The following is a 15,559-nucleotide window of genomic DNA, read 5'->3' as shown; positions in this document are numbered from 1 at the left end:
ATTCGGTGAGTCCGAGCACCCAACGCCCCACCACCCCGCAGTCGGTCGTGGCCGCCGATCCGGCGGTGCGCGCACTCGCCGTCCTCGCGCTTGCCCTCGGCGGATTCGGGATCGGCACCACCGAGTTCGTGGCCATGGGCCTGTTGCCCGATATCGCGAGGGGTTTCGACGTCTCCGAACCCACGGCCGGACACGTCATCTCCGCCTATGCTCTCGGGGTCGTCATCGGCGCGCCGACGATCGCCGCGCTGACCGCCCGCGTCCCGCGACGGGCGCTGCTATTGGGTTTGATGGCGGTCTTCACACTCGGCAACCTCGCCAGCGCGCTCGCCCCGTCCTACGCCACCCTTGTCATCGCCCGATTCGTCGCCGGATTGCCCCACGGTGCCTTCTTCGGCATCGCGGCGCTGGCGGCGGCGCATCTGATGGGCCCGCGCAACCGGGCCAAGGCGGTGGCCTATGTGCTGTCCGGCCTGACGGTCGCCACCGTCCTCGGTGTCCCGCTGGCCTCCTGGTTGGGGCAGGCGTTCGGTTGGCGCAGCGCCTTCGCGCTGGTGGTCGTCATCGGCTTGATCACGCTGACAGCGCTGTGGTTCTGGTTGCCCGCCCAACTGCGAACCATGCACGTGACCAGCCCGCTGACCGAACTGGGCGCTCTGCGGCGCCCTCAGGTCTGGTTGGCGGTGATGGTCGGGATGATCGGCTTCGGTGGGATGTTCGCCGTCTACACCTACATCAGCACGACGATGACCGATGTCGCCGGGCTGCCGAGGGCGCTGGTCCCGGTGGCGCTGATGGTGTTCGGCCTCGGCATGGTGGTCGGCAATCTCGTCGGCGGCCGGTTGGCCGATATCTCGGTGGTCCGAGCCCTGTATCTGTCCCTCGGGTCACTCGGTGTGGTGCTGCTGGTGTTCGTGGCCGCGGCCCACAACCCCTGGACAGCACTTCCGGTGCTGTTCCTGATCGGCACCGCGGGATCGGCCGTCGGACCGGCATTGCAGACCCGCTTGATGGACGTGGCGCACGACGCGCAGACACTCGCGGCGGCGTTGAATCACTCGGCACTCAACATCGGCAACGCGACAGGCGCCTGGGTCGGCGGACTGGTGATCGCCGCCGGACTCGGCTATACCGCCCCGGCTGCTGCCGGATCGATCCTGGCCGTGTGCGGCCTGCTCGTGTTGACGCTGTCGGTGTTGCTGGGACGCGCTACTCGTCGATGATGTGCACGGCGGCCTCCTCGGCGGACGCCGCACCACCGTCGATGCCGACCTCACTGCCGAGCAGATCCTTTTCGGTATCCACCCCGGAGCCTTCGTCGGGCGCCACCAACCGGCCGGAGCGCCGGTCGCCCACCTCGTCGTCACCGGCCTGCTCATCGGGACGGTAGTTCTCATCGAACGCGGGGTCGGGCTGCTCATCGGCCAGCCGCTCATCGAGGCTCTCGTGCTCACGCGGCTCCTGCCAGCGCTCGGGCGGTGAATAGCCTTCGTCGAGCAGATCGTCGACGCCGCGGTCGAGCAGGGTGTCCTCAGCCGTGAGTTGGTCTTCTTCTTCCGGGCTGTATCCCTGATCGTCTTCGGGCAGTTCTGCGGTCATGACGACAACGCTACTCATCGCGCCGGGCGTGCGCCGCCGATCGTCGAGCGGACCGCCGAGACGCTGCGAGCAGGAAGTCGTCGGTACGAATAGGGTTGTCACGGTGGACCACCCTTCGGATGTCGCAGAGTTGGTCACCGGCTCGCGCGACAGCGCGGATGAAACGAACCAACCCCCTGTGGGACAGAGTCACATCCACCGGGAAAAACGTTCCCCCGGCAGGCATGAAAACACCGATAAACGGGTACGTACCCCCGCGATGGCTTCAGGCATGCAGGCTGCGCTTCACGCACGCAGCGATCCACCTCCTGCGTGGCTTGTTTCGCTGCGCGCAGATGTCCTCGATGCCGTGTCCGACTTCCTCGATGACACCTGCGCCGACGCCCTACGCGGCAGCCATGTCGACATCACCGAACGCGTGCTGCGCGAGATGCTCGCCGAGGGCAAGTGTCTGCGGTCGACCTATCTCTATCTGGGCTGGCGGGCCGGGGCGGACGGCAGTCGCGCCGCCGTCCGCGCGGCAGGCAGCTTGGAGTTCCTGCACGCCTTCGCCCTGTTCCAGGACGATGTGATGGATGAGTCGCCGATGCGACGCGGACGCCCGAGCGCACACCGGGCCTTCGAGGACTGGCATCGCGAACGCGGACTGCCCGGGTCCTCGGAACGTTTCGGCGAGTCGGCCGCGGTCCTGCTGGGCGACCTGTGCCTGGTGTGGGCCGAGCAGATGTTGCGCCGATGCGGGCTGCCTGCCGAGTCGCTGGCCCGGGCCTGGCCGCGCTATGACGATATGCGCACCGAACTGGCCGTCGGGCAGTTCGCCGATCTGGTCAACGACACCGCAGGCTTCCCGACCCTGGACCGCGTACTGGACGTGGCCCGGCGCAAGTCCGGTAACTACACCGTGCGCAGGCCTCTTGAGATCGGGGCCGCGCTCGCCGGCTGCGACGATGCGGTATCGGAGGCTCTGGGCCGCTACGGCGAGAACATCGGCGAGGCTTTCCAATTACGCGATGACCTGCTCGGCGTCTTCGGCGCCCCGGCGACCACCGGTAAGCCGATCTGCACCGACCTGGTGGCCCGCAAGGCGACGACCGTGGTGGTGGCCGCGTACGAACTGGCCACCGGTGCCCAGCAGCGTCAGTTCAAGGAATTCATGACCGCCGAGCGACTCGGCGATGACGACATGGCTCGCTGGCAGAATTTGATCTCGGAGGTGGGAACGGTGCAGCGGATCGAAGATCTGATCCATTCGCGATTCACCGCGGCGACGGCCGCTCTGGACGGTGTGGCCGGTGCACTCGACCCGGAGGTGCGCGCAGCGCTCGTCGCGACCGCCGCCGCCTGCACCGAGCGGGCCGCCTGATGCGCACGGTGGCTGGTCGCACCGACCATGTGGTCGTGGTGGGGGCCGGATTGTCCGGACTCTCGGCGGCGCTGCACCTGGCCGGCAGGGGTCGCCGGGTCACCGTCGTCGAACGCGGGTCGGATCCCGGCGGCCGGATGGGCCGCGCCGACATCTCCGGCTACCGCATCGACACCGGTCCGACGGTGCTGACCATGCCCGACATCATCGACGAGACCTTCGCTGCGGTCGGCGAATCCACTGCCGACCGCCTGGAGCTGCATCAGGTCGACCCGGCGTACCGGGCGTCTTTCGCCGACGGCAGCAGTATCGACGTGCACAGTGACGCGGCCGTCATGGCCGCCGAGATCGAACGCTTCGCCGGTCGCACCCAGGCCGAAGGCTATCTGCGCCTGCGTGATTGGCTGACCACGCTCTATCAGGTGGAGTTCCAGGGCTTCATCTCGTCGAACTTCGACTCCCCGCTGTCGCTGCTGACCCCGCAGCTGGCGAAGCTGGCCGCCATCGGCGGTTTCCGCGGCTGGGAGACGATGGTGCGGCGGTTCATCACCGACGAGCGATTGCTCCGAGTCTTCACCTTCCAGGCTCTCTACGCGGGTGTGCCACCGCGGCGGGCACTGGCCGCCTATGCCGTGATCGCCTATATGGACACGATCTCCGGGGTGTACTTCCCGAAGGGCGGGATGCGCGCACTGCCCGATGCGCTGGCCGCCGCCGCGGCCGACGCCGGAGTCGAGTTCCACTACGACGCACCGGTCTCCGAGTTGGAGCGCACCGGCGATCGCATCACCGCGGTCCGCACCGCCACCGGTGCCCGATTCGCTGCCGACGCCGTGGTGCTGACCACCGAGCTGCCGGATACCTATCGCCTGCTGGGACGTAGTCCCCGAAGGCTGACCAAGCTACGGCCGGCGCCGTCGGCAGTGGTCGCCCATATCGGTTGCCGGGCAATCGATCCTGCCGTCGGCGCCGCACACCACAACATCCTGTTCGGCAACGAATGGGCGCGCACCTTCGAGGAGATCATCGACGAGGGTGTGCCCATGGTGGACCCGTCGCTGCTGGTCACCCGCCCCACCGCGGCGGACCCGAGCCTCGCGCCGGACGGCAGGGACCTGCTGTATGTCCTCGCCCCGACACCCAATCTGGATGTCGGCGCACGCGACTGGGACGGACAGCGCGATCAGTACACCTCGCACATGCTGGAGACCTTGGCCGGGCGATTGCCGGACGTGATCGCCGACCCGCAGGTCCTCGACGTGGTGACCCCACAGGACTGGGCCCGTCAGGGCATGATCGCCGGAACACCGTTCGCCTTGGCGCACACCTTCGGGCAGACCGGTCCGTTCCGTCCCGCCAACACCGTGCGCGGTGTCGCCAACGCCATCCTCGCCGGCTCCTCGACCGTTCCCGGTGTCGGGATCCCGACCGCCATCGTCTCCGGCCGCCTGGCCGCCGACCGAATCACCGGAGCCGATACCTCGGTCCGTCCCCGAATTTTCACCCGATGAGGAGGACCAGATGATGCTCGGCTCAGAGCTCGATGCAGCGGGTGTACAGGGCAGGGAACTGCGTCAGGCGTATCAACGCTGCCGGGCGCTCAACGCCGCGCACGGCAAGACCTTCTTTCTGGCGACGCGGTTGCTGGCGCCGGGCCAACGCCCGGCAGTACACGCGCTGTACGGTTTTGCCCGTCGTGCCGACGACGTGCTCGACGGATTCGACGATCGCACCGCCACCGAGCGCGAGGACGAGCTGCGTGAGCTCTCGGATGCGCTGTACAGCAGGCTGGTCGATAACCGGATGGCAGGTGACGACCCGGTGCTCGACGCGGTCGTCGATACCGCCCGCCACTACGGTCTGCCATGGCAGCTTTTCGAGGATTTCCTGTCCTCCATGCGGATGGATCTGACGATCAGCGACTACCCGGACCGGGCCGCGTTGGACCGCTACGTCTACGGGTCGGCCGAGGTCATCGGTTTACAGTTGCTGCCCATCCTCGGCACCGTGGTCCCCACCGCCGAGGCCGCGCCGCATGCCGCCGCGCTCGGAAAAGCGTTCCAGCTCACCAACTTCCTCCGGGACATCGATGAGGATCTCACCCGCGGCCGCGTATACCTGCCCGCTGATGAAATCGCCGCACACGGTGTGGACCGTGAGGTGCTGTACTGGTGCCAGCGTAATCGGCGTACCGACGCGAGGCTCCGAGCGGCGCTGGTCGAGCAGCACGCGATCACCAGGGACATCTATCGACAGGCCGAACTCGGCATCCCGATGCTGCGGCCACAGTCGCGGCCGTGCATCCGTGCCGCGCTGACGCTGTACTCCGAGATCCTGGATCGCATCGAGGAGATCGACTTCGAGGTTTTCACGCAGCGGGCCACCGTGTCCAACGGACGGCGTCTGCAGGTCGCCGCACGCGGGCTTGCCGCGGCGTGGCGCGCCCGTATCCGGCAGGCGGCGTGAGCACATACGACGTTCCCGAGGCCTTCGACGCAGGTGCGGCGGCCTATGACGGCCTGGTCGGCGCAAATCCCGGATATCACCGTCATCTCCGCCTCTCGGCGCAGCGCATGGGAATCCGCGATGGTGGGCGTGGGCTGCGATTGCTCGATATCGGTTGCGGCACCGGCGCGTCCACTGCGGCCCTACTGCATGTCGCCCCGCATGCCGAGATCATCGGTGTCGACGGTTCGGCAGGCATGCTCGACCAAGCCCGCGCCAAGCGCTGGCCGTCCACGGTGTCCTTCGTGCACAGCCGGGCCGAGGACCTGGCGCAGGCGGGGGTGAACGGCCCGTTCGACGGCATCCTGGCGGCCTACCTGGTGCGCAATCTGCCCGACCCCGATCCGGTGCTGCGTATGCTGCTTGGCATGCTTTCCCCGGGAAGTGTCTTCGCCGCCCACGAGTACTCGGTCCGTGACTCGCGAGCTGCCGGCATCCTCTGGAACGCGGTGTGTGCCGCGGTCATCATCCCGGCGGGCCGAGTCCGCACCGGTGACGCCGATCTCTATCGTTATCTGCGTCGCAGCGTCAACGACTTCGACGGTGTAACCCAGTTCCGGGAGCGGTTGCAGCGCAACGGCTTCACCGATGTGCACAGCATGACTATGCCCGGTTGGCAGCGCGGTATCGTGCACACCTTCCTCGGCAGGGCGGCATCATGACCGATCGTCGCCGCGTCCGCCATCGCGCCGGGCCCGGCCAGCCACACGGGGCCTATCTCGCCGACCGTCCCGCCGTCGCCGTGATCGGTGGGGGCATCGCCGGACTGAGTGCGGCCACTGCGCTGGCCGATCGTGGGGTCGCCGTGCACCTGTTCGAGCGCGAGCATTATCTGGGTGGTCGCGTCGGCGGATGGACCGAAACCACGCCCGACGGTTCGCGTCTGGCGATGAATCGCGGCTTCCACGCGTTCTTCCGGCAGTACTACAACCTGCGCAATGTGCTGCGCAGGGTCGACCCCGAACTGTCCATGTTCACCCCCCTCGACGACTACCCGCTCGTGGACGGTCAGGGCCGACGCGACACCTTCCGCGGCCTGCCCGGCACCCCACCGCTGAACGCCATGGCTTTCGCATTACGCAGCCCCACCTTTCGGCTGCGCGATCTGATCCGCCTCGACGCGAGGGCGGCAGCCCCGTTGGCCTCGGTATCGGTGCCCGAAACATATTGGCAGCTCGATGATTCCGATGCCGAGACATTCCTGCGGGATATCAACTTCCCCACCGCGGCACAGCATCTCGCCTTCGAGGTGTTCTCACGCAGCTTCTTCACCCGACCGGACGGCCTGTCGGCGGCCGAACTGGCCACCATGTTCCACATCTACTTCCTCGGCTCCAGCGAGGGACTGGTGTTCGACGTGGCCGCCGAGAACTTCGACGTTGCCCTGTGGAAGCCGTTGGAGCGCTACCTGTTGCGGCACGGGGCCGATGTCCGTACCGGCGTGGCCGCCACCAACATAACCACCGATGATGCGGGTCGCTTCCTCGTCACCGGCGAGTCCTTTGATGCGCTACGCGTCGACGGTGTGGTCCTGGCCACCGAGGTGCCCGCGCTGCAACGCATCGTCTCCGACTCCCCCGGTCTGGGCGATGCGCAATGGCGTTCTGCGGTGGCTGATCTCGGTACCGCTGCACCGTTCCTGGTCCGCCGCCTCTGGCTGGACCGGCCGGTCCGCTCCGAGCGGCCCGCGTTCCTCGGCACCGGCGGCCTGCCACCGCTGGACAACATCAGCGTGCTGGAACGCTATGAGCGGGAAGCGGCGGATTGGGCCGACCAGCACGGCGGGTCCGTGGTGGAACTGCACGCCTACTCGATCAGCGAGGACAGCCCGGAAGTCCGGAAAGCTCTGGACAGTCGGTTGTACGAGCTTTTCCCCGAGACAGCCGATGCCCGGGTGGTCCACGAGATCACGCTGTGCCGCAACGACTGCCCGCGCCTGGCGCCCGGTGACTTCGCCGGCCGGCCCGGCGTTCGCACGCCTCAGGACGGACTGGTGCTTGCCGGTGACGGGATCCGCATCGATCTTCCGGTGGCGCTGATGGAACGTGCGGCGACGACCGGCGTCTTTGCCGCCAATACCCTGCTCGAACGTTTCGGGGTACGCGGGCACGACATCTTCACGGTACCGGTGCGCGGCAGGTCAGCAGTCCTGCGGTACTTCGCCGAACGGGTCGAAGGGCGGGTGTGGACATGAAGGCGTGGCCGTTCCGACTACTCCCGCGCACTCCGTGGAGCCAGCAGAAGCCGACCTTCCGGCAGGCCGAACCCGCGGTGATCGACGCCGCACTGAAGCGATCGCAGAACCGACCCAGCGGCAACTGGTATGTGGTGGGCGCGAGCACCGACATCACCGCCAAACCCTTCGCCGCCACCGTCGCCGGTGCCGAACTGGTCTGCTGGCGCAACGGCGACGGTGAACTGCGCGCAGGTCCGGCACGGTGCCCGCACCTGGGAGCCGACCTGTGTACCGGTGTGGTCGAGCGGGGCAACCTGATCTGCCCGTGGCACGGGCTCCAGTTGACCGGGCGGTCCCGCGCGGACTGGTCGGCGGTTCCGATCCACGACGACGGTGTACTGGTCTGGGTTCGGCTCGACCGCATCGGCGGTGAAACCCCCACCGCGGCACCGATTCTTCCGGCGCGGCCGGGGCTGCCGCGGATTTCTGCCGTCGCCGCCATGACCGGTGACTGCCAACCCGAGGACATCATCGCCAACAGGATGGATCCCTGGCACGGCGCCTGGTTTCATCCGTACTCCTTCACCCAGCTCGAGGTGCTCAGCGCTCCGCCAACGGATCTGGACCTACCCGAGGAAGAGGACCGCTTCCTCGTCGCGGTCACCTTTCGGCTCGGCAGATTGGGCATTCCGGTCATCGCCGAGTTCACCAGTCCGGAGCCACGCACCCTGACGATGCGCATCATCGAAGGTGAGGGGTGCGGCAGCGTGGTGGAAACCCACGCGACACCGTTGCGCAATGGTCGGGACGGCGGACCGCAGAGCAGGGTCATCGAGGCCGTCATCGCGCACTCGGACCGACCGGGCTTCGCGCGTGCCGGACGCGTGCAAGGCCTGATCACCCCGTTCATGCGCCATGCCGCACACCGGCTCTGGCGCGATGACCTGGAGTATGCCGAGCGGCTTCAGCAGGTCCGCCGCCAGGACGGCGACGGCACCGCGGAGTTGCTCAAGCCGCCGAGCGCCGCGCCCATGACGGAAGATCAGCCGCGTCGAGCAACGGAACCTGAGTCTGCGCCCAGGGGCTGATCGCCCAACCCAGCTGTGCCGCCGTGCGGATCTCGGGCCAATGCACCCACGCGGTGTCCATCACTTCCTCGGGTACCACGTCCAGCGGTCCGTCGATCAGGGCGCAGAACACCGGGCACAGCTCGTTCTCCACCGTCCCATCGGCCGCGGTCGCGCGATACCGGAACTCGGGCAGAATGCAGTGCACGTCGCGCACGGTGGTGCCGAGTTCCTGCTGAGCGCGACGATGCACCGCGTCCACCGTCGGCTCGTGTGGGCCGGGGTGCCCGCAGAACGAGTTGGTCCACACCCCAGGCCAGGTGCGCTTGGTCAGCGCCCGCCGGGTCAGCAGCACGCGGCCGTCATCGTCGAAGAGATAGCACGAGAAGCCGAGGTGCAACGGGGTGTGTGCGTGATGGACGGTGGCCTTGTCGGCACTGCCGATCGTCCTGCCCGCATCGTCAAGTAGGACCACCTGCTCGTCGTTCACAGCGGAACTGGTTACCCGCCGTCGGCACCGTCAAACGCACGACTCAGCCGTGGGTGCGGACCGATCCGGATCAGTGCGCGGTGGAGTGGTGATACCTGTTGCCGCCGGCACGTTTTGCCTCGTACATCGCATCGTCGGCCGCGCCCACCAGCTGATTCACCCGGGCCTGCAGATGGCCGGCGCCCCGACGCAGCGAGCGGATCGGTACCGACGCGGTCCCCACACTGGCGGTGATCGACATCGGCAAGTCTGCTATCCCATCGCAGAATCGCTGGGCCAGCGGACCAGGATCGTCGGTAGGCCACTCCGCGGCGACGACGAACTCCTCACCGCCGGTACGCGCGACGATGGCGACGATATCGGCGACGGCTTGGCCGAGGGCGCGCCCGACCGCCACCAGCGCGTCATCACCGGCCTGATGGCCGCGGGTGTCGTTGAGCCGTTTGAAATTGTCGAGATCGATCATCACCACCACAAGATGCGCGTCGGGGTCGATATCGCTCTCGTCGAGCATCCGCGCGGCGTACCGATCGAAGGACCGGCGGTTCAGCAATCCGGTCAACGAATCCCGACCCGCGCGTTCCAGATCCACCCCCAGCGACCGGATGAGCAAGTGGATGGCAATGGGCATGACGATGTTGATCTGGGTGACCAGGAACAGATCGACCGCGGCCAACCCGATGTGCCCGGTCGCTACGATCCGCGACGCGATGACGATCGCGACCGTGGAGGCGACCACGAAGTTGTAGACGACCAGGACCGTCGAATGGAAGAAGCCGATATAGGCGGCACAGGTGGCGAACGCGACGCAGCCGAGCAAGGCGCCCTGGGGATCGGAGAAGGACAGACACGCCAGCGCCACGGACGCGTTGGTCACCAACGCGAACGCAAGCGATTGATGTCGTGACGGCCATCGGGAGGCCCACAGGATGGATCCGGCCACCCCGCCGCAGAAGGCCGCCCACATCATGGCGGTGGGTACACCGGGTCGGGGGGCGTCGACACTGCGCAACAACACCAGCAGGCAGATCGCCAAGGATGCCGGGATGATCGCCATGACGACCCGCACCGCACCGGTGGCGCCGCGCGCCGCAAGATAATCGGTGATCCACTCGTAGTGGTGGGTTCGCGCCAACCACTGCCTCGATGGAGTCCCGACCACCGTCATCGCTCCGTTCAGGGTGTTGAGCAAATCCACACGAGGCTACCAATGCGTCGGCACCGACGTCAGGGAACTGGCGAGCGAGCTGCTCCGGAACCCCACCTGCCCACCAGCAAACGGACGGACCCTACGCTACGGCGGTGCCACCGCACCGGGCAAGATCTTCAGGCGTGGCACTCACCATCGACGAAATCCTGGTGGCCGACCCCGCGGCCGCATGGACCGCGGCCGGATTCGACGTAGATGCCGACGGCGTCTGCCGGGTGGGGTCCGTGCGGATACGCCTGGTCGGGAGGGATCGGGGCACCGGCATCATCGGCTGGTCGCTACGAGACTTCGACGGCACGGATGTCGACGGCATCCCGAGCACACCGTCGCGCACCGAACCGCCGCTGCCCGGTGCGCACCCCAATGGCGTCGTCGACATCGACCACGTCGTGATGATGTCGCCCGACCTGGAACGCACCGTTGCGGCCCTGAGCTCCGCAGGGGTACAGCCGCGCCGGGAACGCGATACCGAACTCGGCGGACGACCCGTCCGGCAGATCTTCTATCGGCTCGGCGCGGTCGTCCTGGAGGTCATCGGTTCACCCGAGACACGCGCCGACGGGCCTGCGAGCCTGTGGGGAATCACCTACACCGTCGCCGATATCGACGACGCCGCGGCATTCCTCGGCGAGCTCACCTCGCGGGTCAAGGACGCCGTTCAACCCGGGCGCCGGATCACCACGCTGCGCCACCAGCGCCTCGGTATGTCGGTTCCCAGTGCGTTCATCTCGGCACCTATTCTCGGCTGATGACCGACGAGCCCGTCATCATCCACACCGACGGTGGCTGCCGGCCCAACCCGGGACCGGGTGGTTGGGGCGCGGTGCTGCGCCAGCGCCATCACGTCCGGGAGATGTTCGGTGGCGAGCCGGACCGGACGAGCAACAACCGGATGGAACTCACCGCGCCCATCATGGCGTTGGAGGCGCTCACCCGGCCGGTGACGGTGCATCTGTACACCGACAGCACCTACGTGCGGAACGGGATCACCACCTGGGTACGCGGCTGGGAGCGCAACGGCTGGATGACCGCTGCCAAGGCGCCGGTCAAGAACGTCGACCTGTGGCAGCGGTTGCAGGCCGCCTGCGCGCGCCATCAGGTCGAATGGTTCTGGGTGAAGGGCCATTCCGGTATCGCCGACAACGAGTTGGCCGACGTGTTGGCAACTCGGGGGCTGGAAGCCGCGGTGGCCGCCGCAGGCTGATCACCTCGATATTTCGACTAGGCCTTCACCACGATCTTGAAGATGAGTCGCTCAAGCGCGCCGAAGGCACCGCGGGCCCCGATATAGAGCCTCTTGACGTCATAGCCCGCAACATCTTTCATGGTTTCCGCACCGAAGCGAGCACGGGCTTGTCCGTCGATGACGGTGACGTCTGCTCCGAGTAGGGCATGCCTGACCTCGTCCCGTTCGACACTGGTGGCCGCGGCGACGAGTTCACCGATTGTGCGCTCGGTGTCGACGTCCGGTATCGCGGAGCAGATGACTCCACACCCGTCGAGGTGTCGGTTGAGTGTCTCGATGGTGGTGTCCGCGCCCACGATGAGGCTGAGGTTTCCGAGGTTGACGGTGATATCGGTGTTGCCGCCGGTGGTGAGCACGGCGGCCGGATCGAAGGTGAGGTTGCCAGTCAGAGCATCGCGCACGGCAGCGCCGAAAGCGACGGTGTCGGGCTCGTCGGCGCAGACGCCCGGCAGCATGACACCGGGGTTGAGCAGCCCGGCCGGATCGAAGGCCCGCTTGATCGACCTTTGCGCGGCGATTTCCACCGGTGTGAAGCGTGCGGTCATGAAACCGATCTTCTCGGTGCCGACACCGTGCTCACCGGTGATGGTGCCCCCGAGACCGAGTGCAGCTGCGATGATCTCGTTGTTGGCTGCCTCCAGCGCGGACGCCGCCAAGGGATTGGCCTTATCGTAGAACGTCGTGGGGTGCAGGTCGCCATCGCCGGCGTGCCCGCACACCGCGATGAACAGCAGCCCGTCGCGATGGCGCGCAGCGATGGCCTGGATCGCCTCTTGCATCTCGGGTATGCGGTCGCGGGGCACGGTGACGTCCCCGATGAAGAACCCCTTCCCGCTCTGCACCACCGAATTGGGGGCATTGAGGCGGCCGTACCACAATGCGGCACGGTCCTCCTCATTCTCAGCGATCCGGACCTCGGTGGCGTATTCGCCGAGCACACGTTCGACGATGGCCTGATCGCGCCTCACTTCCGCCGCGGTTCCGTCGACGTCGATGAGCACTATCGAATCTGCATCGACCGGATACCCGGTGTCGTAGAACTGCTGCAGCCCGGCGATACCGGCCCGATCAAGCCACTCCACCGCAGCGGGCACCACACCGGTGGCGATGATCGCGGCGATGGTGTCAGCGGCCTCCCGCGCCGAGGCGAACGCGCCCATCAGACTGTGGGTGACATCGGCGACAGGGCGCAGGGCAACGGTTGCCTCGGTGACGATTCCGAGTGTCCCTTCGGATCCGATGAGGACACCGAGTAGATCGGGACCTTCGTCGTCGGCACCGAGGGTGACCATCGAACCGTCGGGAAGGACGACCTCGATGCTCAGCACGTGGTTGTAGGTGACGCCGTACTTCAGAGCGTGCGGGCCGCCGGCGTTCTCGATGATGTTGCCGCCGACCGTAGCCAGGTGCGCCGAGACGGGGTCGGGCGAGAAGCACAACCCGTATGGAGCCACGGCATCTTGTAGGTCCGAGTTGATGACACCGGATTGGACCCGTGCGCGCCGGTTTTCGGTGTCGATGTCCAGTATTCGATTGAGGCCGGAAAGATCAAGCAGGACTCGTCCCGCGGCCGGCATCACCCCGCCGGAACAGTTCGACGCACCCCCGCGTGGCACGACCGCGACGCCATGGGCGTTGGCCAGTACCAGGATCGCGGCGATATCGGCGCTGCTGTGCGGGCGCACGAGTAGCTCCGCTACCCCACCGACGCCCCAATAGTCACGGCCGCACTGGGCGAGTACATCCGCATCGGCGGTGACATCACCGTGCTCGGCGGCCGCCGCGGCGAACCGTCCCAGCGCGTCGCTGTTCGGGGTGCGGTGGGGCTCGGTGTCAGTCGGCATGCGACTCACCACCTTGCGCGTCGGCCGCCGACCCTTTCAGCCACGCTTCCTCTTCACCGGGAGCCGGCAGGACACGCCCGCCTTCGATGGCCAGATGCGCCGGGCTGTTCTGGATCACGACCAGAACCCTCTTGGCAGGGATGCCGCTGATCCGCGTCGCTGCCGCGGCGATTTCGGCGACCAGTTGGCTGCTCTGGGCTTCCGGATGTCCGGTGCGAACCCAACCGTTGATCAACAGCGGCTCTGCGGGGTGCGCGTCCGTATAGACGGCGTCGGCGGGCAGTTCGTGGAAGACGACGTTCACATACGCGCCGGGAACGTGATTGATCATCGAGTGGATCCTGGTGACCTCAGCCGCCAGAGCTGCCTTCGTGTCGGCGCTCAGTGTCGACTGCACGGTCGTGCACGTGTAGACGGGCATCGGTCAGCCCAGCGCGGGCAGATGAGGCTGCGTGGGCACAACCATGACGGTGGGGCCGTCGGCCGCCAGCGCCGCCTTGAACTCCGCGGCGAGTTCCTCGGTGTTTCCGACGTTGGCTGTCCGGCACCCGAAACCCTCTGCCAATGAGGCGATGTCGAGTCCGGGCAAGTCCAGCCCAGGAACATTGGGCGTTTCTTCCAGCAGAGCGAAGGACTTCAACACGCAGTACTCACCGTTGCGCTGGACCACGAACACGATCGGGAGTCTGTGCTGCGCAGCGGTCCAGATGGCCTGGATCGAATACTGGAAGGACCCGTCCCCTATGGAAGCGACGATTGTTCGCCTCACGCCACGTGCTCGGTCGCCGAGCGCAATACCGACAGCTGCGGGAACACCCCACCCGATCCCCCCGCTTCCGGTGGCGAAAAAGCTGCCCGGTCGCCGGGTCGGCCACCAACGGATGAGGTCGGCCAGCGTGGAGGTGGATTCCATGACAACGGCCGCGTCCTCCGGCTTCACCGAGCTCAGCACGGCATAGACATCGTTGGGCAGCAGTGGCGCGGATGCGACGGGCAACTCGGCATGGACGTTCCGCTGCAGACCCGGTGGCAGGTGGCGCTCCGGTGGCACCTCCACCAGATCCACGAGGTCCTCAAGGACGGTGTTCATGTCACCGACGAGGCTGTCCCCCACCGGTGCGACCGCGGCGAGGTGTGGATCGACGGTGATCTGTAGTAGATCGGTTCCCTCCGGCAGATACTCACCCGCGACATAGGGGTAGTAACTGAACACCTGTGCGCCGATGACGATGACGAGGTCGAAGCCCTGCACCGCTTCGCATATACCGGCGATCGTCAGCGGCAGTGGCCCCGCGTACAGAGGGTGATCCTCCGGGAACGAGCACCGCGGAGCGAGCGGACCGCCACGCACCGGGGCGCGCAGCTTCTCCGCGAAGGCGATCCCGGCATCCCAGGCGCCCGCGCGATCGACCTCGGGCCCGAGAACCAACAGTGGTCGCTCCGCCTGGCTGATCCGCGCCGCGAACTCGCGCAACCGCCGGGCATCGGGTTGCACACGCGTACTGACCGTCCGCACCACCGCGGGCCCCAATGCCGGCTTGTTCCAGTCATCGAGCGGGATGGACAGGAAGACCGGTCCGGCCGGCGGTTGCATGGCCACTGCGTAGGCCCGCATGAAGGCCGCAGGCACGTCCTCCGCTCGCGCGGGTTCGTGGGCCCATTTCACCCATGGCTGCGGCATCGCCGTCGCGTCGGGGTTGTTCAAGTACGGGTCACACAGCGACATCTCGCGCGTCTGCTGGCCGGCGGTGACGATCAACGGCGTGTTCGCACGGTACGCCGCCACCAGACTGCCCATCGCATTCCCGGTTCCGGCCGCGGTGTGCAGATTGACCAATGCCGGCTTGCCGGTGGATTGGGCGAAGCCGTCGGCCATGGCCAGCACAGAGGCCTCCTGCAACCCGAGGATGTAGGTGAAATCGTCCGGGAAGTTCTGGAGAAACGTCTGCTCGGTGGACCCGGGGTTGCCGAACACCGTGGTCACGCCGAGTGTACGGAGCAGGTCGTAGGTGACCTGGTGGACAGAGGTGGGATCGGCCATTTTCGCGCCCTTCGCGTG

The 15,559-nt window shown here is 67.1% G+C and carries 15 protein-coding genes; 9 read left to right on the top strand and 6 right to left on the bottom strand.

The features are described from left to right. The first annotated feature begins 5 nt into the window (after positions 1 to 5). A complete protein-coding gene (locus IC40_RS0103430) occupies positions 6 to 1,223 on the top strand; it encodes an MFS transporter (protein WP_030133362.1) in 1,218 nt (405 codons plus the stop codon). Here IC40_RS0103430 and IC40_RS0103425 read toward each other — a convergent pair. Further along, on the bottom strand, positions 1,210 to 1,599 hold the full coding sequence (locus IC40_RS0103425) for a DUF5709 domain-containing protein (protein ID WP_030133361.1): 390 nt from the start codon (positions 1,597 to 1,599) through the stop codon (positions 1,210 to 1,212). The two genes, IC40_RS0103430 and IC40_RS0103425, sit on opposite strands and share 14 nt — an antisense overlap. Before the next feature lie 271 nt (positions 1,600 to 1,870). Here IC40_RS0103425 and IC40_RS0103420 point away from each other — a divergent pair, with 271 nt between their 5' ends. From IC40_RS0103420 to IC40_RS0103395, 6 genes are read left to right on the top strand one after another with little or no spacing between them, the layout of a single operon-like run. Then, entirely contained in the window at positions 1,871 to 2,962 is a 1,092-nt protein-coding gene (locus tag IC40_RS0103420) for a polyprenyl synthetase family protein (protein WP_030133360.1), read from the top strand. Next, positions 2,962 to 4,473, top strand: coding sequence for a phytoene desaturase family protein (gene crtI, locus IC40_RS0103415; RefSeq protein ID WP_030133359.1), 1,512 nt, complete (start codon positions 2,962 to 2,964; stop codon positions 4,471 to 4,473). Before IC40_RS0103420 ends, crtI begins: the two co-directional genes overlap by 1 nt. 13 nt (positions 4,474 to 4,486) lie before the next feature. Further along, positions 4,487 to 5,428, top strand: a complete 942-nt coding sequence (locus IC40_RS0103410) for a phytoene/squalene synthase family protein (protein WP_030133358.1) — start codon at positions 4,487 to 4,489, stop codon at positions 5,426 to 5,428. Beyond that, positions 5,425 to 6,129, top strand: a complete 705-nt coding sequence (locus IC40_RS0103405) for a class I SAM-dependent methyltransferase (RefSeq protein ID WP_030133357.1) — start codon at positions 5,425 to 5,427, stop codon at positions 6,127 to 6,129. Before IC40_RS0103410 ends, IC40_RS0103405 begins: the two co-directional genes overlap by 4 nt. Next, positions 6,126 to 7,661, top strand: a complete 1,536-nt coding sequence (locus IC40_RS0103400) for an FAD-dependent oxidoreductase (protein WP_030133356.1) — start codon at positions 6,126 to 6,128, stop codon at positions 7,659 to 7,661. The genes IC40_RS0103405 and IC40_RS0103400 overlap by 4 nt, the downstream gene beginning before the upstream one ends. Continuing rightward, positions 7,658 to 8,731 carry a DUF5914 domain-containing protein gene (locus IC40_RS0103395; RefSeq protein WP_030133355.1) on the top strand — a complete coding sequence of 358 codons (1,074 nt, stop codon included), beginning with the start codon at positions 7,658 to 7,660 and terminating at the stop codon, positions 8,729 to 8,731. The genes IC40_RS0103400 and IC40_RS0103395 overlap by 4 nt, the downstream gene beginning before the upstream one ends. Here the strand turns inward: IC40_RS0103395 and idi are convergent. Together idi and IC40_RS0103385 are read right to left on the bottom strand one after the other, a co-directional pair. Continuing rightward, a complete protein-coding gene (gene idi / locus IC40_RS0103390) occupies positions 8,652 to 9,200 on the bottom strand; it encodes an isopentenyl-diphosphate Delta-isomerase (protein WP_030133354.1) in 549 nt (182 codons plus the stop codon). The genes IC40_RS0103395 and idi overlap by 80 nt on opposite strands. Positions 9,201 to 9,270: 70 nt before the next feature. Further along, positions 9,271 to 10,398 (bottom strand): GGDEF domain-containing protein, encoded by a 1,128-nt coding sequence (locus IC40_RS0103385; protein WP_234411637.1) that lies wholly within the window; start codon positions 10,396 to 10,398, stop codon positions 9,271 to 9,273. 134 nt (positions 10,399 to 10,532) lie between these two features. Here IC40_RS0103385 and IC40_RS0103380 point away from each other — a divergent pair, with 134 nt between their 5' ends. Both IC40_RS0103380 and rnhA read left to right on the top strand, forming a co-directional pair. Further along, positions 10,533 to 11,159, top strand: a complete 627-nt coding sequence (locus tag IC40_RS0103380) for a VOC family protein (RefSeq protein ID WP_030133352.1) — start codon at positions 10,533 to 10,535, stop codon at positions 11,157 to 11,159. Beyond that, entirely contained in the window at positions 11,159 to 11,614 is a 456-nt protein-coding gene (gene rnhA / locus IC40_RS0103375) for a ribonuclease HI (protein ID WP_030133351.1), read from the top strand. Before IC40_RS0103380 ends, rnhA begins: the two co-directional genes overlap by 1 nt. Before the next feature lie 17 nt (positions 11,615 to 11,631). On the opposite strand, the gene IC40_RS0103370 is transcribed toward rnhA, so the two are convergent. Genes IC40_RS0103370 through mdlC form a run of 3 tightly spaced genes read right to left on the bottom strand, consistent with a single transcriptional unit; the run spans position 11,632 to position 15,541 of the window. Then, positions 11,632 to 13,500: an FAD-binding oxidoreductase gene (locus IC40_RS0103370; RefSeq protein WP_030133350.1), complete on the bottom strand. Its 1,869-nt coding sequence runs from the start codon at positions 13,498 to 13,500 to the stop codon at positions 11,632 to 11,634. Beyond that, complete coding sequence (locus IC40_RS0103365; RefSeq protein WP_030133349.1) at positions 13,490 to 13,921, bottom strand: tautomerase family protein; 432 nt, start codon at positions 13,919 to 13,921, stop codon at positions 13,490 to 13,492. The genes IC40_RS0103370 and IC40_RS0103365 overlap by 11 nt, the downstream gene beginning before the upstream one ends. A gap of 3 nt (positions 13,922 to 13,924) precedes the next feature. Next, entirely contained in the window at positions 13,925 to 15,541 is a 1,617-nt protein-coding gene (gene mdlC / locus IC40_RS0103360) for a benzoylformate decarboxylase (RefSeq protein WP_030133348.1), read from the bottom strand. Positions 15,542 to 15,559: the final 18 nt, after the last annotated feature.

Source organism: Mycolicibacterium neoaurum ATCC 25795 (assembly GCF_000691525.1).
GTDB classification, from domain to species: Bacteria; Actinomycetota; Actinomycetes; order Mycobacteriales; family Mycobacteriaceae; genus Mycobacterium; species Mycobacterium neoaurum.
Note: the sequence above shows the minus strand (reverse complement) of the source record. Positions and strands in the feature narration are given on the sequence as shown.